This window comes from Edaphobacter bradus, from assembly GCF_025685645.1.
Lineage (GTDB): Bacteria > Acidobacteriota > Terriglobia > Terriglobales > Acidobacteriaceae > Edaphobacter > Edaphobacter bradus.
Window position 1 is genome coordinate 143,229 of the sequence record NZ_JAGSYF010000001.1, and the last position, 26,191, is coordinate 169,419.

Below are 26,191 nucleotides of genomic sequence, written 5' to 3' on the forward strand. Positions count from 1 at the left end.
GGGTAAGAGTCGGTGCATTCGGCGCGGTCGTATGTCAGCGGTCGCGTGAGGTGACGAAGCCCGGAACCCAGAGGAGGGCGCGCTTGGCGTCGGAGAGTGACAGGTCGGCGATGCTCTGGCGGGCGGCTTCGGCGTAGGCACAGGCGGTGTCCATGGCGTAGTCAATGGAGCCGTGGCGCTGGAGGATCTCGAGGATCTGCGGGTGCGAGACCTGGACGAAGCTGCGGTCTGCCAGGACGGTGCGGATGGCTTCTCTGTCGGCTCCGGTGCCGCGCTCAAGTGCGTGGATGACGGCGAGCGTGGCCTTGCCTTCGCGGAGATCCGAAGCAACGGGCTTGCCGAGGACGTCTTCGGTGGCCGTGAGGTCGAGGACGTCGTCGACGATTTGGAAGGCGAGGCCGAGGTTGCGTCCGTATTCGCCTAACTGCAACTCGATTTCAGCGGGGTCGCCGAAGGTGTGAGGCGTGATGGACGCGCCGAGCTGCATGGAGACTTTGAAGAGGCAGGCGGTCTTGCGGTAGATGAGGTCGAAGTACTCCTCTTCGTTGATGAGGTGGCCTAGCTTTTCAATCTGGAGCAGCTCGCCTTCGACCATCTGCTGGGTGAGTGAGATGAGCAGGTCGAGGACGTGGAAGTTGCGCTCTTCGAGGGCTGCGGAGAAGGCCTGCATGTAGAGCCAGTCGCCGGCGAGAACGCACTTGGAGTTGCCCCAAGTGGTGTTGGAGGAGGGACGGCCGCGGCGGGTGTCAGCCTCGTCGATGATGTCGTCGTGGACGAGGGTGGCGGTGTGGAGCATCTCGACGACGGCGCCGAGGCGGATGCGACTGTGGCTGGTGCAGCCGAGGGCCTTTGCAGAGAGGAGAAGGAGCAGCGGACGGATGCGCTTGCCTCCGCCGGCGATAAGGTATTGCGCGATGTCGGTGATGACGGCGACGTTGGAGGCGGACTGGCGGGAGAATTCCTGCTCGATGGCTGCGAGGTCGTCGCGGAGGAGGTCGAAGACCTCGGAGGCGGTCGCGATGGAGATGGAACTCACTCTATCTCTGAATGTAACAGACTTTACCTGCAGAGAAGTATGTAACGGTCTCTGTAAGAGTGAGGATGCGTCAAACGGAAATTGCTTTGTAGTGGCAGCGTTAGCTCGAGCGGTAGTTGGTGAACTGGAGCTCGACGCCGAAGTCTTTGCCGCGCAGTAGGGCGATGACCTCCTGAAGGACATCGCGGTCTTTGCTGACGATGCGGACGGTGTCCCCCTGGATGCTGGCCTGGGCCTTCTTCTTGGAGTCCTTGATGGCGGCGACGATGGCCTTGGCTTTTTCGGACGGGATGCCCTGGACGAGCTTGACCTTCTGGCGGACCGAGGAGCCAGCGGCGGGCTCGACCTTCTCGAACTCGAGGTTCTTGAGGGAGACTCCGCGCTTGACGAGCTTCTGGGAGAGAATCTCGACGACGGCCTTGAGCTTGTAGTCGTCCTGCGAGGCGAGTTGGATGGTGTCGGTGCCTTCGAGCTCGATCTTCGACTTGGAGTCCTTGAGATCGAAGCGGGCGTGGATCTCTTTGGTGGCCTGGTCGATGGCGTTCTTGACTTCCTGAATCTCTACCTTGCTGACTACGTCGAAGCTGTTGTCGGTTGCCATTGTGTCTTCCTTGTGTGTTTTGCCGCTTTCTATTATGGCAGCGGTTTGGGGTCAGCGGTTGTGGGAAAGAGGCGGTGGAAGTTTTCTGTCGTCGTGGCCGCCAGCTCTTCAAGCGAGACGCCACGGAGCTCGGCAAGTGCCGCAGCAGTGTGGGCGACGAGGGCGGGCTCGTTGCGCTGGCCGCGGTGCGGAATGGGCGCGAGGAAGGGCGCGTCGGTCTCGACGAGGATGCGGTCGGCGGGAGCGAACGCGGCGGCGTCTCGGATGGACTGGGCCTTGGGGTAGGTGAGGTTTCCGGCGAAGGAGAGATAGAAGCCGCCGTCGAGGGAGCGGCGCGCATCTTCGATGTTGCCGGAGAAGCAGTGCATGATGCCGCCGAGCGAGTGCGCGTGCCAGTGCTCGTCGATGAGGGAGAGGGTGTCCTGCCAGGCGTCAGCAGAGCCGTACTTCTGTTTGGCCTGCGGCGTGGCCAGCTCGGAGGTGCGGCAGTGGATGAGGATGGGCTTGCGGGCCTCGGCAGCGATGTACATCTGCGCGGTGAAGGCGAGCTGCTGGGTGGGGATGTCGGGGTTGGAGAGGTGATAGTAGTCGAGGCCGATCTCGCCGACGGCGATGCAGCGTGGTTGGGTGGAGAGCGTGGTGAGTTCGACGAGAGCTTCGGTGGTGGCGTTGTGGGCCTGCTCGGGATGGATGCCGGCGCTGGCGTAGACCTGCGGGAGATTCGGCCCGATGACGGTGTTGGCCAGGTCGAGGGCTTTGTGCATCTCGGAGGGATTCTCGCCGATGCCGATGGCGAGGATGGTCTTGACTCCGGCGGCGAAGGAGCGTTGAAGGACTTCGTCGCGCTCGGTGGGATGGTCAGTGTAGAAGTCGAGGTGGGCGTGGGAGTCGATGAGGTGCATGGCTCTGGTGTTAAAGGGTACAGGGAAATTGGTGCGAGAGTTTTGATGGTCGTATAGGATGGCGGGCATGGAAAATCTGAACCGACGTGATGTTTTGGTTGCCCTTTCGGCGTTTGCAGCGATGGGCGGTGTGGAGGCGAGGGCGCAGGCGTCTGCCCGGCCGGGCGAGAAGATGCTGTCGGAGTCGATGGCGTTTCCGTTCGACTCGCTTGAAGTTCGCAAGAATCAGAACGGCGTTTCGCGGCCGGTAGTGCAGGGAGTACTGGCGACGGGCGAGACGGTGGAGATGCACGAGACGACGCTGCTGCCCGGGCATATGCCGCATCCGCCGCACAAGCACAGGCACTCGGAGTTCATGATGATTCGCGAGGGCCAGCTTGAGTTCGACAACGATGGCAAGAAGGAGCGCGTGGGGCCAGGCGGGGTGATCTTTGCGGCCTCGAATGTGATGCACGCGCTGCTGAATGTTGGGGAGACACCGGCGAATTATTTTGTGATCGCGATTGGCCGGGAGTCGGGGATCACTCCGGTGGGTGCGAAGTAGTTTGGATCCCCCCGTAAGAATGTGCAAAGTCTTCAAAAGAGAAGACATAGGTCTGGACTTCCGGGCGCACGTTTGTTGCCATTCTTAGCGGAAACAGAAAGCCCGGCTTGCGCCGGGCTTTTCTTTCCTCTTGATTTAAGGATATCAGGCGGGTCAAGAGTGGATTGTGGAAATCGCTTCGGACCGATGACCATCCAGACAATATCCAGGCGGTCCACTGGTGGTGCAAGGGAGAGAAGGGATCGAGCCGGCTCGGGGGAGGTTCCATCAGGCATGAGCAGGTATGTAGATTGCTCATACAAAGTCAAGGAGATGTCCAATGTCACACCTGTCACAATCGCCTCGCTCGGCAGGCAGCGCCTGGGCACGCGAAAAGCGTTTTGCCGACGTGCTCGGCCGCCGGATGGCCTATGTCGAACGCGGCGTGGGACACCCGATTGTGTTCCTTCACGGCAACCCGACCTCCTCGTTCCTTTGGCGATCTGTCCTGCCGCACGTCGAGGCCTCCGGCCGTCGGCTGATCGCTCCTGATCTCATCGGCATGGGCGATTCGGACAAGATCCCGGCCGGCACCGAGCCCGATCGCTACCGCTTCGCGAGCCACGCCCGCTACCTTGACGCCTTTATCGATGAGGTGGTCGGAACGGAGCCGCTGACGCTCGTCCTGCACGACTGGGGAGGCGCCTTGGGCTTCGACTGGGCGTACCGCCATCAGCAGCGCGTTCGAGCGATAGCCTATATGGAGACATTCGTTGCGCCGCTCACCTTGGAAGATCTTCCAGAAAGCTTCCATCCGACGCTGAAGGCCGTGCGTTCGCCGGCGGGCGAAGCTCTGGTGCTCGATGAGAACATGTTCATCGAGAAGATGCTGCCCGGCGTCACGCAGCGGACGCTGTCGGCCGACGAGATGGCGGAGTACCGGCGACCATTCCTGAAGGCCGGCGACGATCGTTGGCCGACATTGCAGTGGCCGCGCGAAGTGCCGCTGTCGGGCGAGCCGGCCGATGTCCACGATCGGATTGCCGCCTACTCCGCATGGCTGAAAACAGCGTCGCTGCCGAAGCTCTTTATCGACGCAGAGCCCGGTGTATTCATCACGGGCCGAATCAGGAGTCTGGCGAGCAGTTTCCCTAATCAAGACCGCGTCGTCGTCGGAGGTCTCCACTTCGTGCAAGAGGACAATCCCGACGAGATTGGACGGACTATCGTCGGCTGGCTCGAACGAATTTGACAGGCACGTCGCTCTATATCTGGAACTACTTGAGGCGGGAGCCTAGGGGGATCTCGTCGGTGTCGGCAAAGGTGGCAAGGATGGGCTTGCCGTCTTCGCCGTGCGAAGCGGCGAGGAGCATGCCGTGCGACTCGAGGCCGCGCATCTTGCGGGGGGCGAGGTTGGCCACGATGATGATGCGGCGGCCGAGGAGCTCTTCCGGCGCGTACCATGCGGCGATACCGGCGAGGATCTGGCGTTTCTCGTAGCCGAGGTCGACCTCGAGGCGGAGGAGCTTGTCGGCCTTGGGGATGCGTTCGGCGACGAGGACCCTGGCTACGCGGAGTTCGATTTTGACGAAGTCGTCGATTGCAATCGGAGCGGTTTCGGTGGCGCCTTCAGTAGCGGGAGCGACTGCTGACGGCGCGGATACTACGGATTGAGGGGCTGGAGCGGGTGGCTCTGTGGTCTTGGTGGTGGTTGAGGCGTTGTTCGTTTCGATGTCGGTCATGAGTTGGATGAGTCCTTTGTCGGCTCGGGGGAAGATGGGACCTAGTGGGCCGAGTGGCGTGCCGGGTTTCAGACCTCCCCATTCGAGGTTTTTGAGTTCGCCTTTGCGGGCGGCTTCTTCGATATCTCCGAGGCCTAGTTGGGACCAGACTTTGGCGGTGGTGCCAGGCATTACAGGATAAAGAAGAGCTGTGATAATCCGAATGGATTCGGCCGCGGTATATAGAACTGTTTCGAGATCGGAATTCCTCGATTCATCGGCCGCTAACTTCCATGGTGCCGCTTCACTTATGTATTGATCGACGCTTCCGAGGAAATTCCATATCTGTTGCAGACTTTGGTCGAATCGACAATCCGAGAACGAATTGCTCACTCTATTCTGTATGTCAGCTAACAAGAAGCGTTGGGATTGTGATCCATCGTTAGCTGGGATCTTGCCGGCTTTGTATCTCTGAATCATCGACAGTGTGCGGCTGACGAGATTGCCGTAGCCGTTGGCGAGGTCGCTGTTGTAGCGCTGGATTAGGGCGTCGAAGCTGAAGCTGCCGTCCTGGCCGAAGGGGATCTCGCGGAGGAGGAAGTATCGTAGGACGTCGGAGGCGAAGAGGTCCTGTTCGTGCTTCCAGTACTCGTCGCTCAGCACGGGGCCGGGAAGGTCGATGGGCTTGGGCTTGAGGGTGCCGAAGGCGTCGAGGATGGTCTCGGTGCGAACGATGTTGCCGCGGGATTTGCTCATCTTCGACTCTTCGAAGAGGAGCCAGCCGTGCGCGGTTATGGCCCTGGGCAGCGGCAGGCCGGCGGCCAGGAGGAAGGCGGGCCAGTAGACGCAGTGAAAGCGGATGATCTCCTTGCCTACGAGGTGCAGGTCAGCGGGCCAGTATTTTTTGAACTTCTCCTGCTCGGCGGGGTCGTCGGAGCCGTAGCCGATGGCGGTCATGTAGTTGGCGAGGGCGTCGAGCCAGACGTAGATAACGTGCTCTGCTTCCCCTTGTTTTGGACCGGGAACGGGGATGCCCCACTTGAAGCTGGTGCGTGAGATGGAGAGGTCTTTCAGGGCTCCGGGAATGTAGTACTTCCCCGAGGCGCTCTTCAAGACCCAGCCCCTCTCATAAGCTATATCTAGCGGGTCTGCGGGGAGATTGGCGGGAACGATGGTGCCAGGTGGTGGATGCTGTGTGTCAGAGAATAGGGCCTCATCGTAGACACGGACTGTGACCGCGTTGAAGTCGCCGCGCAGAAAGCTTAGGACTTCGTTTTTGCGGACCTCGGGCTGGATGGCGAGCTCGCCGCTCTCGATCAGGTTGATCAACCGCTCTTGGTAGTTGGAGAGGCGGAAGAAGTAGTTCTCTTCGGTGACGGTTTCGGTGGGCTTGCCGTCGGGGCCGATGGTTCCGGGCGGGCCTTCGACGAACATCTCCTCGCCTACGGAGTACTGCCCGGTGTAGGTGCTCAGGTAAATAGCGTCGCGGTCGTAGAGGAGTTGGAAGAGCTTCTGGACCGCCTGGGTGTGGCGGGGTTCGGTGGTGCGGATGAAGTCGTCGTTGGTGATTCCCATGCGCTTCCAGAGGTTCTGAAAGCTGGAGGAAACCTCGTCGGTGAACTTCTGGGGAGAGACGCCGACGGCTGCGGCGGAGCGCTGGACCTTCTGGCCGTGCTCGTCGGTTCCGGTGAGGAAGTAGGTGTCGTCGCCGAGAAGGCGGTGGCGGCGCGCAATGACGTCAGCCGCGATGGTCGTGTACGCGTGGCCGATGTGAGGGCGCGCGTTGACATAGTAGATCGGGGTGGTGAGGTAGAACTTTTTCTGCGCTTCAGACATGGGTGGTTGCTCTTGAGTCTAGCAGGGGAGCTTGTTTGTGCTGGGCGGTGTGGGCTGGGACGCAACCAGGTGGAGAAGCGGGTTTTTCCGCTCCGCGCTTCGCGCTCCGGTCGAAATGACACATCTTCGGCGTATATGAAGGCGATTTCGCACTGCCGCGCGAATGCCCCACTCATGCGCAAAGAGCGCGCTGCTACTAGACGGGTTTTGTTTCGGCGTTGTCTTCGTCAGGGAGCGGGGTCGCGGGCTGCTCGGTTTCGGCGGCCTGGGCTTTGCTGGCCATCTTGAGGTGCTGCTCCATGGTCCGGCGGGCGAGGTTGGGGTTGTGGGAGCGGATGGCGCGGTAGATCTCGCGGTGCATCTCGGCCGACTCCTTGAGGTCCTGCGCGTTCTGCACCGTCATGGAGCGGTTCTGGTAGAGGTTGGCGGTGATGGTCTCCATGAGGGCGCCGAGGATGGGGTTTCCGGCGGCACGGGCGATCGCCCGGTGAAAGCGGACGTCGTGGATGAGGTACTCCTGCGGGTCGGTGAGGGTGGCGTACATCTCGGCGACCTCTTCGGCTAGCTCGGCGACGTGCTCGTCGGTGGCGCGCTCGGCGGCGAGTGCGGCGACGTTGGACTCGAGGACGATGCGGGCTTCGAACATCTGCCACGGGAGGAAGCCGTGGAGGGCTCCAAGGACGGAGAAGGAGTTGGAGTCGAAGGCCGGCGGGCCGCTGGAGACGAAGGTCCCGGCACCGTGGCGGCTCTTCAGCACGCCCATGGCGGAGAGGAAGCCGATGCCGGCGCGGAGGCTGGAGCGGCTGATCTTGAGCTTGCGGGCCAGTTCGCGCTCGGGCGGGAGGCGGTCGCCAGGTTTGACCTCTCCGCTGGCGATGAGCGAGCGGACGTGCTCGACGACCTGCATGGTCAGTTGACTGTGAGACGCAGCCTCGTCATGAACCTCTTTTTTCACTCCGAATGAAGCTCCTTGCTAGGAAATGGGAGAAGGGTAACACGGAGGGAAAGAGCATTGCCAAGGCAAGGCGCGGGCGGTAGTGGTCACTTTGAGCTGACGGCTAATGCCGTTGGATGCTTCGGCTGGTAGAGACCGACTTCGCCCCCGCCGGGAAGCGGGATCCTGGTGATCGAACCCCATCTGGCTTCTTGCACATCCGAACACTGGACGCCCTTCTCTCTGAGTGCCGATATCTGAGTCTTCAGATCGTCACACATGAAATAGAGTTCGTGCCGGTTATTCTCTTCGTCGGGATGGACTGCCGCTTCTGCCGGAGGCAGCTCAAAAATCAGCCATCCGTGACCAGTGTCCACAGATGAAAATCCGAGGACCTCCTGGAAGAAGGCGCGATCAGCGGTCGCATCCTTGCTGTATACGATTACATGGGCACCAAAGATCATGAATTTTGCTCCTTTCGTTGCACCAGACTTCAAAACTGACCCACTACCGTGGGCCGGCTGGAGAGCTGGAGGCACCGACCTGTCGATAACCTTTGCTAGGCGGCGCGTGGCTGCCCGAGGCGCGGGACGAGGAACTGGAAGATGAGTAACGAAGTGATGTAAGCCATGCCGGCGAGCGTGAAGATAAGCGTGGGGTGGAGCGAGAAGTAGTTCTTGACGATCCAGGTGAAGGTGGCTCCTCCGACGGCGCCGACTGCTCCGCCGATGCCGACGACGGTGGAGACGGCGGTGGAGGGGAACATGTCAGTGGGGGTGGAGAAGAGGTTCGCCGACCAGCCCTGATGCGCCGCAGCAGCGAGGCCTATGAGCAGCGTCGCCGGCCAGGCATTATGCGGAGCGATATGGTGCATCTGCGGGACAAGCATGACCGGCAGGACGGCTAGTGCGCAGACGAGCATGGCAAGTTTGCGGCCGGCGTTGATGGAGAAGCCGCGCTTCATGAGGATTCCGGAGAGCCAACCGCCGAAGATAGAGCCGACTGAGGCGAGCATGTAGACGGTGACGAGGTACCAGTAGGCATCCTTGAGCGTGAGGCCGTAGTTTCGGTTGAGGAACTGGGGGAGATAGAAGAGATAGAACCACCAGATGGGATCGGTGAGTCCTTTGGCGATGGAGAAGGCGTAGAGGCCGGGGGTGCCGAGCAGCTTGCTAAGGAGCGGGCCGCCTTCGGTGACAGGCTTGAGGTTCTCCTGCGTGAGCGTGGCGCCGCGGCGGAGCTTGTTATATGGGAAGAGCAGCCAGACCACGAGCCAGATGATTCCCATGGAGCCGGTCGTGACGAACGCGGCACGCCAGCCGAAGCGCATGGTGACCCAGGCGACCAGCGCGGGCGCGATGAGGGCAGAGGCGTTGGATCCGGAGTTGAAGATGCCAGTGGCGAGGGCGCGTTCTTCGGTGGGGAACCACTCGGTGGTCGCCTTGATGGCGGCGGGGAAGTTGCCGGATTCGCCGATGCCAAGCATGAAGCGCGCGAGGCAGAAGCCCGCGACGGAGCCGACGAGGGCGTGGCTCATCGATGAGAGTGCCCAGACGGCGATGGCGAGGGCATAGCCAATCTTCGTGCCGATCTTGTCGATGATGCGCCCGGTGGTCAGCAGACCGACGCCGTAGGCGATCTGGAAGTACATCACGACGGTGCCGAAGTTGTTGTCAAAGACGGGCTGGTGGAAGGCGTCCTGGGTGCTGTCCCAGCCCATAAAAGGAAGCTTGTGGAGCAGCGGCTCGATCAGTGAGAAGACCGAGCGGTCCATGTAGTTGATGGTGGTGGCAGCGAAGAGAAGCGCGCAGACAAACCAGCGGATGTTCGATTTTTCGGGGGCAGAGGTCGTAAAGCCAGAGTCGGGCTTAGTGGCGGTGTTGATAGGCATGCAGGCGAAGCTCCGATGGCAGTGGCAGGTCTGACCAGTGCTGGCGTGGGGGCCGTGAGGCCGGTGAATGTCGTATAGACGTGTCGTGGATGAGGATAGTCGTTGCTGGGCTATTCGTGTCAAGCGTGGTAATAGTCTATGGGCAAGTGGTTGGCCACTGTAGGATCCGAAAGGAGCGCCGGGGTGCGGAAGAATATCCGCACCCCGGTTGCTTCTGTCGCTGTTCCGATGCGGAGGAATGACGAATGCACCTTGGCTTCATCGCTTGCTGGGAAGCCAGGGGTGCCGAGGTTGATGGATGCTACTTGCTGGTGTTGAGGACGAGCACTGTTGCGATGGGGTCGAGCGCCCTGGAGGGTAGCTGGACGTCGAGGCTGTCTCCGTTCTGCGTGACCTTGAGCGGCTTGTGGGCAGGGTCGGCCAGCAGATAGGCGCTGGTGACCTTGCGGGGCATCTTGTCTACGTGGAAGCTGCCTTTGGGCCAGGTGAGGATCTCGACGTAGACCCTGGTTGGCGTGGTGGTCGAGCGCCAGTTCCAAGTGGGAATAAACTTCGGTTGGCCATTGTGGCCCTTCTCGGTGGCGCTGAAGGTTCCGGTGGGAGTGTCGAAGATGGTGGCTGAGGTGCCGTAGATTGCCTCGCCGTTGACTTTGAGCCACTGACCCATTTGTTGGAGCCGTTCTGCCTCGGGAGCGGGGACGATGCCGTGAGAGTCGGGGCCGATGTTCAGGAGGTAGTTGCCGCCCTTGCTGGCGATGTCGATGAGGTTGCGCAGGAGGGTCTCGGTGGACTTGAAGTTGGTGTCGTAGGACTTGAAGCCCCAAGTGTCGTTGATGGTCATGCAGGATTCCCAGTCGCGGCCGGGGAAGCCTTGTGCAGGAATGTATTGCTCGGGGGTCTCGGTGTCGCCCTCGTAGGTTCCGCCGAGACGATTGTTCCAGATGAGGTTGGGGTGCCGGTTGAGGACTTTGACGACCTCCGCGGCGCGCTCAGGCGTCATCTCTTTGGGGGTATCGAACCAGACGACGACGGGGTATTCCTTGTAGTTGTCGAGGAGCTCTTCCATCTGAGGAATGGCCTTGTTGCGGAGGTAGTCGTCGAAGCTGCCCTCCTGGGCCTTGTCCCAGTGTCCGGTCTTGGGATCGTGATTGCCGGTAACGGCTGCGGCTCCCCCGGGTGCGGTCCAGTCCTGCGCCTGCGAGTAGTAGAAGCCGAGCTTCACCCCCTGCTTGCGGCACTCTTCGGCAAGTTCGCGGAGGGGGTCGCGCTTGAAGGGGGTGGCGGCGACGATATTGAAGGGATCGACCTTAGAGTCGTACATCGCGAAGCCGTCGTGGTGCTTGGCGGTGATGACGATGTACTTCATGCCGGCGGATTTCGCGAGCGCGACGATGTCATGGGCGCTGAAGCCGGTGGGATTGAACTGCGGGGCTAGGGCCTTGTAGTCGGCGACGGGAATGGAGAGGTCGTTCATGATCCACTCGCCGATGTGTGTGGTGCGCTGGCCGTTCCAGGTGCCGGCGGGGATGGAGTAGAGACCCCAGTGGATGAACATGCCGAAGCGGGCTTCGCGCCACCACTCCATGCGAGCGTCGCGCTGGGCGGACGACTCGGTCTCCTGGATGGCGAGTACGGGATGTGTGATGGGCGTTGCGTCGGGTTTGCTGCCATCGAGATGCGCGTGGGCGAAAGGCGCGGCGAAGAGAAGCGTTGCGGTGAGGCTGCGGCGGAGAAGGTTCACGGAGGTTCCTTGCGTTGAAATGACGGCAACAGAATTATAGGTGAAAGTATGAATTTACCGGCGAAGAATGATTTTTAGCACCGAGAGAGGCGGGAGAGAGCGGGTATCATCGCTGGGGTGGGCAACGGGGAGAGGATGGACGGTTCGGAGCTAGAGCGGATACTGGGGAGGCTGCGTTCAGGAGATGTGCGGGCGCTGGCCCGGGCGGTGTCGGTAGTAGAGGACCGGGCTGCAGGAGCGGCTGAGCTGGTATCTGCCTGCAGGAAGGAAGCGAAGAGGGCGCTGCGGGTAGGTGTGACGGGGCCGCCGGGCGCAGGGAAGAGCACGCTGGTGGACCAGATGGCCCGGAGGCTGCGCGCTGAGGAGAAAGAGGTTGGGGTGCTGGCGGTGGACCCTTCGAGTCCTTATACGGGCGGGGCGCTACTGGGCGATCGTATCCGAATGCAGGGGTTTGAGGGTGATGGCGGCGTGTACATCCGCAGCATGGCTTCGCGTGGAGCGATGGGTGGAGTGGCAGAGGCCGCGGAGGATGTGTGTGTCGTGATGGAGGCGGCAGGCCGCGATGTGATCTTGATTGAGACAGTTGGTGTGGGGCAGGATGAGGTGGATGTGATCAGCCTGGCCGACGCGACTGTGCTTGTGCTGATGCCCGGAATGGGCGACGAGGTGCAGAGCCTGAAAGCCGGAGTTATGGAGGTCGCCGATATCTTTGTGGTGAACAAGAGCGATCGCGAAGGCGCAGAGCGGGTGGAGGCGGAGATTCTTGCGATGCAGTCGCTTGGTGCGGCGCGGACGGGTTGGGTGCCTCCGGTGGTGCGGACGGTGGCGACGGTAGGCGAGGGTGTTGGGGAGTTGATGGATGCAGTGCAACGCTGCGCGGCTGAGACACGCGGTCATCATGAGCCGGCACAGTTGCGGTGGCGAAATGGAGGGCTGCGGCTGGATCACCTGGGTGTTGCGGTGAAGAGCATTTCCGCGTCGAAGGGGTTCTACGAGGCGCTGGGAATGGTGGTGGCGCATGAGGAGACGGTAGAGCATGAGAAGGTGAAGACTGCGATGCTTCCGCTGGGAGAGAGCAGGATCGAGCTGCTGGAGCCGACCGAAGAGGAGTCGGTGATTGGGAGGTTTCTGGCGAAGCGCGGAGAAGGCTTGCATCACATCGCCGTGCACGCGGAGGGGATCGATGCAATGTTTGAACGGCTGAAGGCGCAGGGAGTTCGGCTGGCGAGCGATGCGGTGCGTGTGGGCGCAGGTGGGCACAGGTACTTCTTCGTGCATCCGGCGAGCACGGGCGGCGTGCTGCTGGAGATTGTAGGAGATGCGCGCGAGGTTGGAGCATGATGCGGCTGCTGTTGATGGATACGTGCGGGAGTGAGGGAAGCGTCGCACTTGCGGAGACGGGGCGAGAGCCGGCAATCATTGCGAGCGAGCGGCTTCCGGGGAGAAGCTCTTCCGAGCGGCTGATGCCGACGGTACGGCGTTTGTTGGAGGCGAATGGTTGGAGACTGAGCGACCTGACGGCAATTGCGGTCGTGCACGGGCCGGGGTCGTTTACGGGTGTGCGTGTGGGACTGAGCGCGGCGAAGGGTTTGAGCGAGGCAGGCGGCGTCCCAGTGATCGCGGTTTCGCGACTGGCGGTATTGGCCGGGCTGACGGGCGAGAGCGATGTCCGAGTGAACGCGGTGCTGGACGCCGGGCGCGGTGAGTTTTACATCGGGGAGTATGAGGGGCATCGCCGCGTGCGAGAGGAACTGATGGAGAAAGTAGAGGTGGGCAACGCGTCGGTGGGCGGAAGCATAGTGGTCTGCGAAGCGACGGTTGCGAATGCTCTGGCGGAACTGAAGCCGATGGTCGTGAAGGAGCCTGCGGCGGAAGATGCTCTGGCGTTAGCACTTGAGCGTGTTGCGGCTGCGGAGTTTGACGATGTGGCGACACTGGATGCGAACTATCTGCGGCGGACGGACGCACAGATCTTCGCGAAGCCGAAGAGCGTGGCGTCGTGAGCGCCGGAGTCTTGATTCGGCCGGCAGGTGCGGAGGACGTAGTGAGCATCGTCCTGCTGGAGCAGGATGTCGCGGAGGCTCCGCACTGGTCCAAAGCAGAGTACGAGGCGATGGTGCATGGCGCTGGAGAGAGCAGTGGATTGAGGCGGTGTCTGCTGGTCGCAGAGGCAGCGAAAGGGGTGGTGGGGTTTGCCGTGGGGAAGGTTGTGGCGTCGGAATTGGGTGAGCTTGAGAGCGTTGTGGTGCGGCCGGATGCCAGGCGGGCGGGGCTGGGGAAAAAACTGTGCCGGGCGGTGATTGACTGGTGCCGCGGCCAGGGGGCCGCAGCGGTGGAGCTGGAGGTGCGCTCGGCAAGTGCAGGTGCAAGAGCGCTTTATGCGGATATTGGATTCGTCGATGAGGGTGTTCGGAGAAGGTATTACCGTGATCCGGACGACGACGCCGTGCTTATGCGCATTCGCTTTTGAAGCCTGTGGATTTTTGCAGCTTTGCAAGCTATGCGAGTGGTGTGCTACGGTGACTAACCGTTGGTGAGATGTCGTCTGATTTGGAGGTACTTCTTCATGCAGACTGCCAAGCCGCTTGAGCTGCCGCAGACCTCTTCCTTACCCTCCCTCTATCAACTCACGCTGGAACACAGCCTGTATGAACGCAGGCTGGAGACTTTGCGCGCCAAGACCTATCTGACCGAATTTGAACAGATGGAAGAGGTGAGGTTGAAGAAGTTGAAACTGAGCATCAAGGACGAGATGGAGAGGCTCCGCCGGCAAGGTGCAGCGTAGCTCCGTGGACATCGTGTTGCGGTAAAGGATGCCTCCATCACAGTGCAGAGGGCGGTCGTGTCTATGGCCGTATAATCGAGTCACTTATGGTTCGTGATGGATATTTCTATGCGTTAGGGCTGGGGGTCGTCTCCGTAGTTCTTTATGTGGTGACGCACTCGCATGTTCTGATGGCTGTTCCTCTGGTGCTGGCAGCTTTTTTTCTCTGGTTCTTTCGCGACCCATCGCGAAAGATTCCGGCAGGTTCAGGCAAGATTGTCTCTCCTGCGGACGGAATGGTGACAGAGGCCGAGTGGATCGAGACAACGAGCGGCAGCAGGCTGCGGCTGAGCATCTTTCTCAGTGTGTTCGACGTGCATGTTAATCGTTCGCCGGTAAGCGGGACGGTCAAATTGGTCGAGTTTCGCAAGGGCCAGTTTATGAACGCAATCAAGCCGGAGTCGGTGCTGAGCAACGAGCAGACGCTGATTGTGATTGACGCTGGTGGATACGACGTGAGCCTGAAGCTGATCGCCGGCCTGCTGGCGCGGCGCATCGTCTGCAACCTCAGGGCGGGAGACCGGGTGGAGCGCGGGCAGAGAATCGGGTTGATCAAGTTTGGTTCGCGCGTGGATGTGCTGCTCCCGGCCGAAGCCAACCTGAAGGTAAAGGCAGGGACCCGTGTCCACGGCGGCTCGACGGTGCTTGCTGAGCTTCCTGAGTCGATGACGCAGGAACACCTCTCGACGACGGCAGTGGTGGCCTGATGGCGGACGAGGCGCCGGAGGTAGTGCAGGGGAGCGACGGAAGGGTGCGGCGCAGGCCTCGTCGTGGAATGTATGTTCTGCCGTCGCTGTTTACGGTGGGAAATATCGCCGCCGGGTACTACGCGATCACGCAGAGCATTCAGGGATCGGTGGCGGACTTCGGTCACTATGACCGGGCCGCGCTGGCGATCGGCTTTGCTGTTGTCTTCGACGGGTTCGACGGGATGATTGCGAGGATGACGAACACGGCGAGCGACTTCGGCAAAGAGCTGGATTCGCTTGCCGATGTGATTACATTCGGCGTCGCGCCGAGCCTGCTTGCCTATATCTGGGGCTTTCGGATGCTGCCGGTGCTGGACCATCCTTTGTTGCGCGAGAGAATTGTGCACCTCGGGGTCTTTGTCTGCTTCATCTTTCTGATCTGCGGCGCGAGCCGGTTGGCGAGGTTTAATATCAGCGTCGATCCTCAACCGCGCAATCCGGGCCGGCCGGGAAAGAAGTATTTTGTTGGAATGCCGATTCCGGCGGGTGCCGGAGTGATTGCCTCGGTAGTGCACTTTGAGAACGGATCGACGATCTCGGACCCGCGGATGGCGGTGCTTTGGCTGGGGTTGATTCTCTTTGCGGGTTTCCTGATGGTCAGCACCTGGCGGTTCTGGAGCGGAAAGGAACTGAGTCTGGGGAGCAGACATCCATTTCAGTTGCTCGCGGTACTTGTCTTTTTTGGCGCTCTGATCGCTCTTTATTCCGAGTACATGCTGATCATTATTGCGATGGGATATCTGGTCTCCGGCGTGGCGGCGCGGCTGGCGTACTCGTGGAGATGGGAGCGGCGCCACGCCGGGGCGGGCCAGAGGAACTGAAGAACAGGGTCACGCAGCGGAATTTTTCCGGGAACGAAAATTGCAGGCGGAGATGACAGAGAGAATGTATCGGATCGGCATCGTCGGAGCCTCGTCGCTGGTGGGCAAGGAGTTGAGCGATGAGTTGAGTGAGTCTGTGCTGGCAGGTTCTGAGTTCGTGCTGCTCGATGATGAAGAGGTCGCAGGGCAAGTGACTTCAGCGGGCGATGAGGCGGCGGTGATTCAGGCCATCGACGACTCGTCGTTTAGACGAATGGATTTTGTCTTCTTTGCCGGCAGCCCTGAGACGACACGGAAGCACTGGCAGCAGGCACGGCGCGCGGGAGCCAGCATCATCGACCTGACCTATGCGCTGGAGCGAGAGAAGGATGTTCTGATACGTGCTCCGTGGATCGCCGAGGTGGATGCAGGGCGGGGGCAGCAGGTGGGCCTCGAGCCCGACCTGAAGACTACGGCGGTGGTTACGGCGCATCCTGCCTCAGTGATGCTGGCACTAGTCGCAACGAAGCTGAAGATGCGACTGATGCCAACGATCGTCGCCGCCACGGTGATGGAGCCGGCGTCGGAACATGGCCGCGTCGCCATGGATGAGCTGCATCAGCAGACGGTAAATCTGCTCTCGTTCCAGAGCCTGCCGCGTGAACAATTCGATGCGCAGGCAGCGTTTAACCTGTTGCCAGCGCTGGGTGAGGAGGCGAAGATCCAGTTTGGCGCGACTGAGGAGCGTGTTCGCGAGCAGTACTCAGTGCTGTTGGGAAGAGAGCTGCCGCGGTTGGCGTTGCAGATGGTGCAGGCCCCTGTCTTCCACGGCTATGTAATCTCGGCGTTTGTAGAGCTGGGTGGGCCGGCGAGCGTCGCAGAGGTAGAAGAGGCGCTCGCGGGTGAGCATGTCGATGTGGTGGCGGGCGAGTCGGAGCCGCCGAGCAATCTGAGCGCGGCAGGACAGGAAGACATTATGGTTCGCGTCAGGAGCGACTCAGGTGGTGAAGGGCGGTCGACGCGCTTCTGGCTCTGGCTTGCGTCGGACAATCTGAAGCTCGCGGCGTTGAACGCAGTTGCGTGCGCAAGCGAACTGCGCAGGCTGCGGCCGCAGGGCAAGGTTCAGTAGTAACGCAATTTTTATTGATATGCGGTGCTGGTTCGCCGTTGGTTGAAGTGAACAGTACATCTCTTACAGGAGAGCGTGAGTGACAGAGAGCGACGCGAGGAGTCCCGAGATGCGCATCGGGATCGATCTTGGAGGAACGAAGATCGAGGCATTGGCCATCGATCACACTGGAACAGAGCTGGTACGACACCGTATCGACACGCCACGCAACGATTACAAGGCAACGGTGGACGCAATGGCTGGGCTGGTGCGCCGGCTGGAGGCAGAGACCGGCAGGGTCGGCACGGTGGGCGCTGGAATTCCAGGAACAATCTCGCACATCACAGGGCTGGTTAAGAATGCGAACTCGACCTGGTTGAACGGGCGGCCGCTCGATAAGGACCTTTCGGCTGCGCTGGGTCGCGAGGTCCGCGTCGCCAATGATGCAAACTGCCTAGCGGTCTCTGAGGCGACCGATGGCGCAGCTGCAGGCAAGCATGTTGTGTTTGGAGTGATTCTGGGGACAGGATGCGGTGGCGGCGTCGCGATCCACGGGCGCGTTCACGATGGACGCAATGGTGTGGGCGGCGAGTGGGGGCATAATCCATTGCCGTGGCAGCGGCCGGAGGAGTATCCGGGGCCTGTGTGTTACTGCGGCAAGCGCGGATGCATGGAGATGTGGGTCTCGGGCACAGGCGTGGCCTTCGACTACAAGCAAGTGACCGGAAGAGCGAAGACGGCGAAGGAAATCCTGGTGGATTTTGAGGCTGGAGATACCGACGCCACCGCGACGGTCTCGCGCTTTGAGGATAGGCTTGCACGCGGGCTGGCCCACCTGATCAACGTGCTTGACCCTGACGTGTTTGTATTGGGAGGCGGGCTCTCGAAGGTGAAGCACATCTATGAAGCGGTACCGGAGAAGCTGGCGGCCTATGTCTTCGGAGGTGAGGCGGACACGCCGATCCTTCAAGCCAAGTATGGCGACTCAAGCGGAGTGCGTGGCGCGGCGTGGCTCTGGCCCGCTTAGAAATCGAGCGCAATATGAATCGGTGAGTGTGCGATACTGATTCAGGTTCAGGCTGAGAGCTTGGCTGTAACTTGCAGCGTCGCTTGCGGCGGAGTGGTCCGAAAGACCGTCTTCTGTGCAAGTTTCTCTCGCCGGGATGGCGGAACTGGCAGACGCAGCGGACTCAAAATCCGCCGGGCTTCGGCCCGTGGGGGTTCGACCCCCCCTCCCGGCACCAAACTGAGACTTAGTGGCTCAGCCGTTCGCCAAGAGAACGGCTGCGTAGTGAAGCCGCAAGGGTCAGTTCAGAGACTCCTGCTGGATGGCGCGCAGCTCTGGGAGCAGCCTGCCAAGAGCGGTTGCGGGTGCGTCAGGGGTTCCGAGCGCAAAGTAGGCGTCGCTGAAGAGCGAATAGAGTCGGTCGTAGCGGCGGGCCTGTTCGGGTTGCGGCTCAAAGGTCTTTAAGGGCGGGCAGAGCGCGTCCTGTGCTTGCTCGATGCTGCAGAAGTCTCCAGCTGCGAGGAAGGCGAAGATTACGGAGCCGAGGCTGGTAATGTCGCCATCGGGAACGAGGACGGGCTTATTCAGCGCGTTCGCGTAGACCTGATTGAGGGTGGCGCTGCGCTTGGGGATCCCTCCGCCGTTGATGACGCGGCTGATGGGAGCGCCGTGTTCTTGCATGCGTTCGAGGATGATGCGCGTATGAAGCGCGGTGCCTTCGATGGCAGCGAAGAACTCGTCGGCTGCAGTGTGGAGCAGGTTCCATCCGAAGGTCACTCCGCCCAGCGCTGGGTTGACGAGGACGGTGCGGTCGCCATTGTCCCAGGTGAGGCGCAGCAGTCCGGTCTGACCCGCCTTGTAGTGTGCCGTGGCCTCTGACATCTCGCGCACTGTCGATCCGGCGCGCGTGGCGATGGCGCCGAAGATGTCGCCTACGGCTGAGAGTCCGGCTTCAATTCCGACCCGTCCTGGATCGACGGAGCCGGGGACAACGCCACAGACGCCGGGGACAAGCTGCTCCTGCACGCTTATGCCGATGATGCAGGTTGAGGTGCCGATGACGTTGACCACATCTCCGAGGCGGATGTTCGCGCCAACGGCGTCCCAATGGGCGTCAAAGGCGCCTGTGGGGATCGGGATGCCTGCGCGCAGGCCGAGCCTGGCAGCCCACTCTTCGCAGAGATGGCCAGCTAATTTGTCTGAGGTCTGATAGCGGCCAGCGATCTTTTCGCGAACGCCAGCGAGCAGGGGATCGATGCCGACAAGAAAGTCCTCGGGCGGCAGTCCGCCCCAGCGCTCGTTCCACATCCATTTGTGGCCCATCGCGCAGATGCTCCGCGGGAGGGCATTCGGGTCTGTGATTCCGCAAAGTGCCGCAGCGACCATGTCGCAGTGTTCAAGCGCGGTAACGAACTGGCCGCGGCTCTGCGGATTGTTGCGGAGCCAATGGAGGAGCTTCGACCACCCCCACTCGGAGGAGTAGACGCCGCCGCACCAGTCGATGCCTTCAAATCCCTGACCGTTGCGATAGGCACGAGCGGCTCGGGTGATCTCGGCTGCTTCTCCTTGAGCGCGATGGTCGCACCAGAGGTAGTAGTCGCCAAGGGGAACGAGGCCTTCGCCGACGATGATGACGCTCGATCCGGTGGTATCGAGCGCGATGGAGGCAACGTCTTTGCCGTCAACGCCGCTAACTTGCAGGGCTTCGCGCATGGCGCGGACGAGGGCAGCCATCTGGTCTTCGTGGCTTTGGGTTGCGAGGTTGGGATCGCTGGCCGAGCGATGCAGAGGATAGTCGGCGGTTGCTGAACCTAACTTGCCACGTCCCTTGTCAAAGATAGAGATACGAACGCTGAGTGTTCCAAAGTCAACCCCGGCAACAATGCTCACTAAAAGACTCCTTGCGATTTTCTGATTCGATTTCCAGATCGCATTCTATTCGAGCGAATAGGAGTAGTGAACTTCGAAAGAATTTTGGAGTCGCAGATTACCAGTCGCGTCCGCCCTGGGGAAGTCGTCCGCAGTCTCCTTCAGTGAGATAGCAGCGCAGCAGACCGCAGCTTACGGCCAGTCCTGCTCCGAGGATCATGAAGAGGATGCCTGAGGTGATTCGACCCCTGACGTAGGGAATGAGAAAGATGGCAACACCGGCGTACATCAGAATCGTCAGTACAACCCGAAGTGCACTCCTCATCTCGCACCGTCCTTGCGCTGGGAGGAATAAGGATTCAGTCCTCCCGGGAGCCTTTGTCTGATCGCAGCACGCCGTCAATTGTCCTGACGCCGGGCGTGAGAAACAGTTAGCTGGACGCTATTTTAGGACGCGAGTGTGGTGTAGAGCACTATATTCGTATCCAGCAAACGGGCTTTTCTCCTATGTGCCGGTTGGCGGTACAGCCCGATATTCCATCTGAATCCCAATTCAATGACATTGTTTCTCGAAGGTGACTATCGTGATGGCCCCTATGCGACGGCAGTGCAAGGGTTGGTGCGCGTATTGGGAGCAGCAGGAAGGGTTACCCATGACCTGCTGGAGTTCATCCAGCAGGCACAGCCTTGAGTCACTTCTTGAGCAGTGGCGTAACCAGCGTCAGCACGTTCCTGGCGACGATCTGGTTGCCGGCGGCAGTGGCGTGGGTCTGGTCCCGCTGCATCATGCCGTCGACGCCGAAGACTCCCTGGAGGAGGAAGGGAAGCATCGGAGTCTGATACTTCGTCGCCAGCATCGTGTAGGTCTCGTTGAACTGGTGGATGTAGTCCTGTCCGTAGTCGGGAGGCAGTGTGATGCCGGCGAGCACAATTCTCGCGCCGCTGGCTTTGAGCGTGCCGACGATCTTGTCGAGGTTGGCGCGCGAGTCCTCGATGCGCAGGCCACGCAGGCCGTCATTGCCGCCGAATTCGACGACGATGACGGCAGGCTTCATGGCGAGGATAGAGCCGACGCGCTCGAGGCCGTCCTTGGTGGTGTTGCCGCTGATGCCTGCGTTGACGACCCGGTAGCGATAGCCGAGCTTGTCGAGGTCGGCTTGGAGGTAGTCGGGATAGCTCTGTCCAGCTTCAGTTCCGTAGCCTGCGGTGAGGCTGTCGCCGAAGCAGACGATCACGGGGCGCGGGTCTTTCGCGCTGTCTGCTTCGTCTATCGGCTGAGGAGAGGGCGCTGCCGGAGCTGCCGTGGCCGTGGTCGGGCTGGAGTCGATTGATGAGGACTGCTGCGTAGCGCGGTCGGCTCGGCATCCCGTCAGAGTCAAAACACCCGCTACTATAAGGACAGCTCCAAAGCGCCACATAAATACGAATCTACCAAAGCAGGATGCACATCGAAGAGGCGTGATGGTGAATGGGACGGCAGAGACGGCTGTGGCGATGATTGCGGTCGAGGGTCTGCGCAAGTCGATCAGGAACGGCGCGCGCACCGTGGATATCCTCAAGGGATTGGACTTCAGCGTTCCGCGCGGGCAGTTTGTTGCCATCATGGGATCGTCGGGCAGCGGGAAGTCGACGCTGCTGGGCTTGCTCGCGGGGCTGGATACGCCGAGCGCGGGCGAGGTGAGGTTGAACGGCACTTCGATCTCCTATCTGCCGGAGGACCGGCTGGCGCAGGTGCGCGGGAAGACGGTTGGGTTTGTGTTTCAGTCGTATCAGCTGATTCCGACGCTGACGGCGCTGGAGAATGTTCTGCTGCCCTACGAACTGAACGATGACAGCTCGGACAGTAGAGAGGGACTCACGCGGGCTCGCGAGCTGCTGACGAACGTCGGCCTTGCGGACCGGTTCGATCACTATCCGGTGCAGCTCTCGGGCGGTGAGCAGCAGCGTGTGGCGCTGGCTCGGGCGTTCATGTTTCGACCGCCGATTGTGCTGGCGGACGAGCCAACCGGCAACCTGGACACGACGAATGGAGCGCATGTGCTCGAGTTGTTGCTGAACCTGAACCGCAAGGAAGGCACGACGCTGGTGCTGGTGACGCACGACCCGGCACTGGCGGGTTATGCAGACCGGCGCATTATGCTGCGTGATGGATTGATCGTCGCCGATGAGATTGGCGCGAAGGAAGACGCGGCTGAGCTCTCTGTTAGCCGGGACTGAGGCTCGAAACGATGGCATCGCTTTCCTACCGCTCCGCAGCTAAGATCGCGTTTCGCGAGATGCATTCGTCGCGGGGCAAGTTTCTGTTCGTCGTTCTGTCGGTCGCGATCGGCGTGGCTGCGCTGACCGGCGTGCGAGGGTTTTCGTCATCGTTTCGGACGGCGCTGATGAACCGCGCGCGGTCGATTATGGCGGCGGACCTCTCGGCGCGAATGTTTCAGCAGCCAACGCCGGCGCAGCAGAAGGGGCTCGATGCGATTGAGGCTGAGGGCGTCGAGATCACTTCGGTGACGGAGATGCTGTCGATGGCGAGCTCGCCGAAGACGCTCGATCCGCTGTTGGTTTCGTTGAAGGCCGTCGACCCGTCGATGTATCCGTTCTACGGCGAAGTGAAGCTTGCTCCGGCAGGCAGGCTGCAGGATGCGCTGCGCGGGGACTCGGTTGCGGTTGCGGACGATCTGCTGGTGCGATTGCAGTTGAAGGTTGGCGATTCGCTGAAGATTGGCAATCATGTCTTCCGGATCGCTTCAGTGGTTGTGGATGAGCCGGATCGACTCTCGGGCAGCTTTGCCGCGGGACCGAGGGTGATGATCTCGCGCGAGGGGCTGGAGAAGAGCGAGCTACTGGCTCCGGGAAGCCACGCAGGACAGCGGTATCTGTTCCGGGTCCCGAAGCCGGCGAATGGACAGTCGATCTCGGATGACGCGGTGGCGAAGCTGAAGGAGCGGTTGGAGAAGCTGCTGCCCGAAGCGCAGGTGATCGACTACCGCGAGACGAATCCCGCGCTGACCGAAGGGTTGGACCGTGCGACAAGCCTGTTGTCGCTGATGAGCCTGGTCGCGCTGGTGCTGGGCGCGGTCGGCGTGGCGATGGCGATGCGCGCGCATCTACAGCAGCGGCTGGACACGATTGCGATCATGAAGTCGCTGGGCGCGCGCTCGGGACAGATCACCAAGATCTATCTGTTGCAGACGCTGTTGCTTGGGCTGCTGGGCGGGCTGCTTGGAGTTGCGCTGGGCGCCGCGGTGCAACTGACGTTTCCGTATTTGCTGGCGAAGTTCATCAACGTGCCGACGGAGCTGCATCCGCAGGTCCGCACGGTGGGAACGGGGTTGGGCGTCGGTGTGCTGACGACGCTGCTGTTTACGCTGCCTCCGCTGCTTGATATTCGCGGCGTGCGGCCGGTCCTGATTCTGCGGCGGGCGGTTGAGGACAACGACGATCCGTTTGTGACGGCGGTGCTGCGCAAGCTGCGGAAGAACCTGGCGCAGTTGGTCGCGTTTGTGCTGATTCTGGCTGGGCTGGCAGCGATTGCTACGACGCTCTCGGATTCGGCTACGGTGGGCAAGGTTTTCTCGCTTGGGCTGGTTGCGGTGCTGGCTGTCCTGCTGGCGGCCTGCGCCGCGGTTCTGGCTGGGCTGCGGTGGCTGCTGACGCGCACACGGCTGAGGCTGCCCTCGGCGGTGCGGCATGGACTGGCGAATCTGTACCGGCCGGGCAATCCCTCGGCGGCGCTGCTGGCGGCGCTGGGAATGGGCGTGATGCAGATTACGACGGTGTACCTGGTGCAGCAGGCGGTGGTGCGCGAGCTGCATATCTCGAGCGCGCCGAATCTGCCGAACGTCTTTCTGATCGACATTACGAGCGACGAAGTCGGTGGGCTGCGCAAGCTGCTTGCCGCAGAGCCGAGCGTGACGGCCAAGCCGGAGCTGTTGCCAGTCGTCTCGTCGCGCATTGTCGCGATCGATGGGGTTCCGGCTAGCAAGGCGACGCTCAAGAACTTTCCGAGACGGATGCTGCAGTCGATCTCGGTGACGTGGTTTGACGACTTGCCCGAGGGCACGAAGATTGTGGCCGGCAAATGGTGGCCGCACGGTGAGCAGCAGCCTGAGGTTGCCGTTGCGCAGCGGGTGGCTGAGCGTCTGGGCGTGAAGGTGGGGTCGAAGATCACCTTCGCGGCGCAGGACTCGCAGATTGTGGCGACCGTCGCCGCGCTGACGAAGGCCGATGGGCAGCATACTTACGCACGCGCCGAATTTGTGATGCCTCCGGCACCGCTCAAAGGGCTGCCTGTGGTCTGGTACGGCGGTGTTCATGCCGATCCGAACCGCGTGGGCGAGCTGCAGCGGGCGCTGTACAAGTCCTACCCGACGGTGACGGTGATCAACGTGGCGCAGGCGCTGGAGACGGTACGCTCGGTGGTGATCCAGATCACATACGTGATTCAGTTTCTGGCGGCGTTCAGCGTGTTTGCCGGAATCGTGATTCTTGCCAGCTCGATTGCGGGAACTCGCTACCGGCGCATCCGTGAGGTGGTGGTGCTGAAGACGCTGGGCGCGACGCGGCGGCGGATCGTGACGGTGTTCTCGATCGAGTTTGCGGTGCTGGGTCTGGTGGCGGGTGTCGTTGGGGTAGGGTTCGCCAACCTGATCGCCAAGGTTCTGTTGAAGCGGATGACGGTGGCGTACTCGTTCCACTGGGACTGGACGGCTGTGGCGTTGCTGGGCACTGCAGGACTGGCCGTGGTCACGGGATGGCTGGCCAGCCATCGGATCCTGGGGCAGAAGCCGCTGGAGGTTCTACGAGAAGAGTAGGGGTACCCCCCTCCCCCCCCTTGTGGAGGTAAAGTGTTCTGAATCATTGTGTTAGCTAGTTGCTTGCCTGTAAAATATTCATTCGTAAGGGGTTGTTGGTCAAAATATTCAAAATAAATGAGTTATTCGCAAGAGAATGCCCGGGAGGTTGTCCCGGGCATTATTTGGATGCTGGTTCTATTTTAGTGAATTGAGGGGAACTGTTCTGCCACTCGATTCGGGTTTATTTTTGGCTTGGAAGTGGTTATTTTTGTTTGGTTTGATAGTTTGAGGCTGGTTCTTAGCCGCCTTGTGGGGACTTGACAGGCGGGCAAAGCAGATTCCTCCGCTTCGCTGCGGAATGACAACCAAAGAAAGGCAACAGCGAACGCAGAGTACGCAAAGGTAAACGCGAAGGACGCGAAGTGAGAGTGCACAGGCGGTATAAAACCATTCGTTGACGCTTTGTGAGGTCTCCGCTATGCTTAAATCTCGCGCAGTCTCGCGTCTTCACGTCCGTGTGGGTGTACTCCGGCAAGGGCGAGCAGGTAGACGAGACATCGTGGTGGATCCACCCGGGGCAGGATCGACTTGCCCCAAAAGCACCCACTCCTCAGGCGCCAAGCCAGGCTCTGTGCGCAACTCCAGGCGGGAGAGAGTTTTCCGCGTTCGGGAGTTTCTCTCGTTCGTGCGCTCTGATTCGCATGGAAGCAGGTTTTAGTTTTTTTAGTATTGCCAGGCAACACAAAATCAGCTTCACCCATTCTTCAGCAGTATGCCGAACAATGAAGACGGCAGAATCAGGGAGTAAACCGACGATGTCCACGAAGATTCCTAGCGGCAAAGAGATTCAGCGCAAGTGGTTTGTGCTTGACGCCAGCGGCAAGACGCTGGGCCGGCTTGCGACGCACGCCGCCAATGTTCTTTCCGGCAAGCTTAGCCCGCTGTACACGCCTTACCTCGATACGGGCGACCACGTTGTGATCATCAACGCGGAGAAGATTGTGCTGACCGGCCTGAAGGCCGACCAGAAGCTCTACCGCCGTTACACCGGCTTTCCGGGCGGACTGCGCGAAGAGTCGTTTGTGAAGCTGCTTGAGCGCCGCCCCGAGGCGATCGTCGAGCAGGCAGTGAAGGGCATGCTTCCGAAGTCGAAGCTTGGCCGCCAGATGGCTACCAAGCTGAAGGTCTACAAGGGCAGCCAGCATCCGCACCAGGCGCAGAAGCCGGAGCCGATGGAAGTTCGCGCTTAGTTTTCGGGACACGCCGCGGAAGAGAACCGCGGCAACAACGTGAGGCAGAGAGAGGGCATCGTCCCCGGCCTCAGTGAAAGGTTTGAAGGAGCATCATGGCAGATCTCGTCCAGTACTACGGAACCGGCCGCCGCAAGTCTTCGATTGCGCGCGTTTTTCTGCGCCCCGGCAGCGGCAAATTCACCGTCAACAAGAAGGACGTCGACGTTTACTTTGTGACCGCGCAGCAGCGCGCGGCGGCGAAGCGTTCGCTCGGCATCAACGACATCGGCGAGACCTTTGACGTTGTCACCACGGTTCGTGGCGGCGGCGTGATGGGGCAGGCGGACGCTGTCAAGCTCGGCATCGCCCGTGCGCTGATGGAGTTCAACCCCGAACTGCGCAAGGCGCTGAAGACGGAGGGTCTGGTGACCCGCGATTCGCGCGCCAAGGAGCGCAAGAAGTACGGCCAGAAGGGCGCCCGCGCCCGCTTCCAGTTCTCGAAGCGCTAGTCGCTCGAGTGCTGGCGGTTGCCGCAGCACAGCTTTGGCGGGCACCGGATCGGGCCTTGATCCGGTGTCCGCTCGCAACACCCTCATGCGGGGGCCTCGCGTGGGGCAAGGAGTCC

At 61.1% G+C, this 26,191-nt stretch carries 26 protein-coding genes and 1 tRNA gene; 16 read left to right on the plus strand and 11 right to left on the minus strand.

Going from position 1 to position 26,191, the window contains the following annotated elements; all coding sequences use genetic code 11:
* Positions 1-34 precede the first annotated feature (34 nt).
* The 3 genes from OHL16_RS00630 to OHL16_RS00640 all read right to left on the minus strand — a co-directional run bounded on the left by OHL16_RS00630 (position 35) and on the right by OHL16_RS00640 (position 2,608).
* The gene (locus OHL16_RS00630) at positions 35-1,036 is read right to left on the minus strand and encodes a polyprenyl synthetase family protein (RefSeq protein ID WP_263365146.1); all 1,002 of its coding nucleotides are present in this window, start codon (positions 1,034-1,036) and stop codon (positions 35-37) included.
* A gap of 100 nt (positions 1,037-1,136) precedes the next feature.
* Positions 1,137-1,637, minus strand: a complete 501-nt coding sequence (locus OHL16_RS00635; RefSeq protein ID WP_263365147.1) for a YajQ family cyclic di-GMP-binding protein — start codon at positions 1,635-1,637, stop codon at positions 1,137-1,139.
* A 32-nt stretch (positions 1,638-1,669) separates the two neighbouring features.
* Entirely contained in the window at positions 1,670-2,608 is a 939-nt protein-coding gene (locus tag OHL16_RS00640; RefSeq protein WP_317891011.1) for a TatD family hydrolase, read from the minus strand.
* On the opposite strand from OHL16_RS00640, the gene OHL16_RS00645 reads away from it, so the two are divergent.
* Both OHL16_RS00645 and OHL16_RS00650 read left to right on the plus strand, forming a co-directional pair.
* Positions 2,607-3,083 carry a cupin domain-containing protein gene (locus OHL16_RS00645; protein WP_263365148.1) on the plus strand — a complete coding sequence of 159 codons (477 nt, stop codon included), beginning with the start codon at positions 2,607-2,609 and terminating at the stop codon, positions 3,081-3,083. The two genes, OHL16_RS00640 and OHL16_RS00645, sit on opposite strands and share 2 nt — an antisense overlap.
* A gap of 319 nt (positions 3,084-3,402) precedes the next feature.
* Positions 3,403-4,314, plus strand: a complete 912-nt coding sequence (locus OHL16_RS00650; RefSeq protein WP_263365149.1) for a haloalkane dehalogenase — start codon at positions 3,403-3,405, stop codon at positions 4,312-4,314.
* Between the two features lie 25 nt (positions 4,315-4,339).
* Here the strand turns inward: OHL16_RS00650 and metG are convergent, their stop codons facing one another.
* The 5 genes from metG to OHL16_RS00675 all read right to left on the minus strand — a co-directional run bounded on the left by metG (position 4,340) and on the right by OHL16_RS00675 (position 11,185).
* A complete protein-coding gene (metG, locus tag OHL16_RS00655) occupies positions 4,340-6,619 on the minus strand; it encodes a methionine--tRNA ligase subunit beta (RefSeq protein WP_263365150.1) in 2,280 nt (759 codons plus the stop codon).
* A gap of 196 nt (positions 6,620-6,815) precedes the next feature.
* Positions 6,816-7,574: a FadR/GntR family transcriptional regulator gene (locus OHL16_RS00660; protein WP_263365151.1), complete on the minus strand. Its 759-nt coding sequence runs from the start codon at positions 7,572-7,574 to the stop codon at positions 6,816-6,818.
* Positions 7,575-7,660: 86 nt separating this feature from the next.
* On the minus strand, positions 7,661-8,017 hold the full coding sequence (locus OHL16_RS00665) for a VOC family protein (RefSeq protein ID WP_263365152.1): 357 nt from the start codon (positions 8,015-8,017) through the stop codon (positions 7,661-7,663).
* Positions 8,018-8,112: 95 nt separating this feature from the next.
* Positions 8,113-9,444: an MFS transporter gene (locus tag OHL16_RS00670; protein ID WP_263365153.1), complete on the minus strand. Its 1,332-nt coding sequence runs from the start codon at positions 9,442-9,444 to the stop codon at positions 8,113-8,115.
* A 301-nt stretch (positions 9,445-9,745) separates the two neighbouring features.
* Positions 9,746-11,185 (minus strand): alpha-L-fucosidase, encoded by a 1,440-nt coding sequence (locus tag OHL16_RS00675; RefSeq protein ID WP_263365154.1) that lies wholly within the window; start codon positions 11,183-11,185, stop codon positions 9,746-9,748.
* A 135-nt stretch (positions 11,186-11,320) separates the two neighbouring features.
* On the opposite strand from OHL16_RS00675, the gene meaB reads away from it, so the two are divergent.
* The 9 genes from meaB to OHL16_RS00720 all read left to right on the plus strand — a co-directional run bounded on the left by meaB (position 11,321) and on the right by OHL16_RS00720 (position 17,910).
* Positions 11,321-12,526 (plus strand): methylmalonyl Co-A mutase-associated GTPase MeaB, encoded by a 1,206-nt coding sequence (gene meaB / locus OHL16_RS00680; RefSeq protein ID WP_263365155.1) that lies wholly within the window; start codon positions 11,321-11,323, stop codon positions 12,524-12,526.
* Complete coding sequence (gene tsaB / locus OHL16_RS00685) at positions 12,523-13,188, plus strand: tRNA (adenosine(37)-N6)-threonylcarbamoyltransferase complex dimerization subunit type 1 TsaB (RefSeq protein ID WP_263365156.1); 666 nt, start codon at positions 12,523-12,525, stop codon at positions 13,186-13,188. Before meaB ends, tsaB begins: the two co-directional genes overlap by 4 nt.
* On the plus strand, positions 13,185-13,655 hold the full coding sequence (locus tag OHL16_RS00690; RefSeq protein WP_263365157.1) for a GNAT family N-acetyltransferase: 471 nt from the start codon (positions 13,185-13,187) through the stop codon (positions 13,653-13,655). Before tsaB ends, OHL16_RS00690 begins: the two co-directional genes overlap by 4 nt.
* A 96-nt stretch (positions 13,656-13,751) precedes the next feature.
* Positions 13,752-13,970: a DUF465 domain-containing protein gene (locus OHL16_RS00695; RefSeq protein WP_263365158.1), complete on the plus strand. Its 219-nt coding sequence runs from the start codon at positions 13,752-13,754 to the stop codon at positions 13,968-13,970.
* Positions 13,971-14,056: 86 nt separating this feature from the next.
* Entirely contained in the window at positions 14,057-14,716 is a 660-nt protein-coding gene (locus tag OHL16_RS00700) for a phosphatidylserine decarboxylase (RefSeq protein ID WP_263365159.1), read from the plus strand.
* Positions 14,716-15,579 (plus strand): CDP-diacylglycerol--serine O-phosphatidyltransferase, encoded by an 864-nt coding sequence (gene pssA / locus OHL16_RS00705; RefSeq protein WP_263365160.1) that lies wholly within the window; start codon positions 14,716-14,718, stop codon positions 15,577-15,579. The genes OHL16_RS00700 and pssA overlap by 1 nt, the downstream gene beginning before the upstream one ends.
* A gap of 52 nt (positions 15,580-15,631) precedes the next feature.
* Entirely contained in the window at positions 15,632-16,687 is a 1,056-nt protein-coding gene (locus tag OHL16_RS00710) for an Asd/ArgC dimerization domain-containing protein (RefSeq protein ID WP_263365161.1), read from the plus strand.
* Between the two features lie 79 nt (positions 16,688-16,766).
* Positions 16,767-17,693 carry a fructokinase gene (gene mak / locus OHL16_RS00715; RefSeq protein ID WP_263365162.1) on the plus strand — a complete coding sequence of 309 codons (927 nt, stop codon included), beginning with the start codon at positions 16,767-16,769 and terminating at the stop codon, positions 17,691-17,693.
* A 130-nt stretch (positions 17,694-17,823) separates the two neighbouring features.
* A tRNA-Leu gene (locus OHL16_RS00720) sits at positions 17,824-17,910 on the plus strand.
* Positions 17,911-17,972: 62 nt separating this feature from the next.
* On the opposite strand, the gene OHL16_RS00725 is transcribed toward OHL16_RS00720, so the two are convergent.
* Together OHL16_RS00725 and OHL16_RS00730 are read right to left on the minus strand one after the other, a co-directional pair.
* The gene (locus tag OHL16_RS00725) at positions 17,973-19,562 is read right to left on the minus strand and encodes a ribulokinase (RefSeq protein ID WP_263365163.1); all 1,590 of its coding nucleotides are present in this window, start codon (positions 19,560-19,562) and stop codon (positions 17,973-17,975) included.
* Positions 19,563-19,659: 97 nt separating this feature from the next.
* The gene (locus tag OHL16_RS00730; protein WP_263365164.1) at positions 19,660-19,866 is read right to left on the minus strand and encodes a hypothetical protein; all 207 of its coding nucleotides are present in this window, start codon (positions 19,864-19,866) and stop codon (positions 19,660-19,662) included.
* 231 nt (positions 19,867-20,097) lie between these two features.
* On the opposite strand from OHL16_RS00730, the gene OHL16_RS00735 reads away from it, so the two are divergent.
* On the plus strand, positions 20,098-20,232 hold the full coding sequence (locus tag OHL16_RS00735; protein WP_263365165.1) for a hypothetical protein: 135 nt from the start codon (positions 20,098-20,100) through the stop codon (positions 20,230-20,232).
* 1 nt (position 20,233) lies between these two features.
* Here OHL16_RS00735 and OHL16_RS00740 read toward each other — a convergent pair whose 3' ends face one another.
* Positions 20,234-20,920, minus strand: coding sequence for an arylesterase (locus tag OHL16_RS00740; protein WP_263365166.1), 687 nt, complete (start codon positions 20,918-20,920; stop codon positions 20,234-20,236).
* 115 nt (positions 20,921-21,035) lie between these two features.
* Between OHL16_RS00740 and OHL16_RS00745 the strand changes: the two genes are divergently transcribed.
* From OHL16_RS00745 to rpsI, 4 genes are all read left to right on the plus strand, one after another.
* Positions 21,036-21,758, plus strand: a complete 723-nt coding sequence (locus tag OHL16_RS00745; protein ID WP_263366198.1) for an ABC transporter ATP-binding protein — start codon at positions 21,036-21,038, stop codon at positions 21,756-21,758.
* A gap of 11 nt (positions 21,759-21,769) precedes the next feature.
* Entirely contained in the window at positions 21,770-24,352 is a 2,583-nt protein-coding gene (locus OHL16_RS00750) for an ABC transporter permease (RefSeq protein WP_263365167.1), read from the plus strand.
* Between the two features lie 797 nt (positions 24,353-25,149).
* A complete protein-coding gene (gene rplM, locus OHL16_RS00755; protein ID WP_263365168.1) occupies positions 25,150-25,584 on the plus strand; it encodes a 50S ribosomal protein L13 in 435 nt (144 codons plus the stop codon).
* 95 nt (positions 25,585-25,679) lie between these two features.
* The gene (rpsI, locus tag OHL16_RS00760) at positions 25,680-26,075 is read left to right on the plus strand and encodes a 30S ribosomal protein S9 (RefSeq protein ID WP_263365169.1); all 396 of its coding nucleotides are present in this window, start codon (positions 25,680-25,682) and stop codon (positions 26,073-26,075) included.
* Positions 26,076-26,191: the final 116 nt, after the last annotated feature.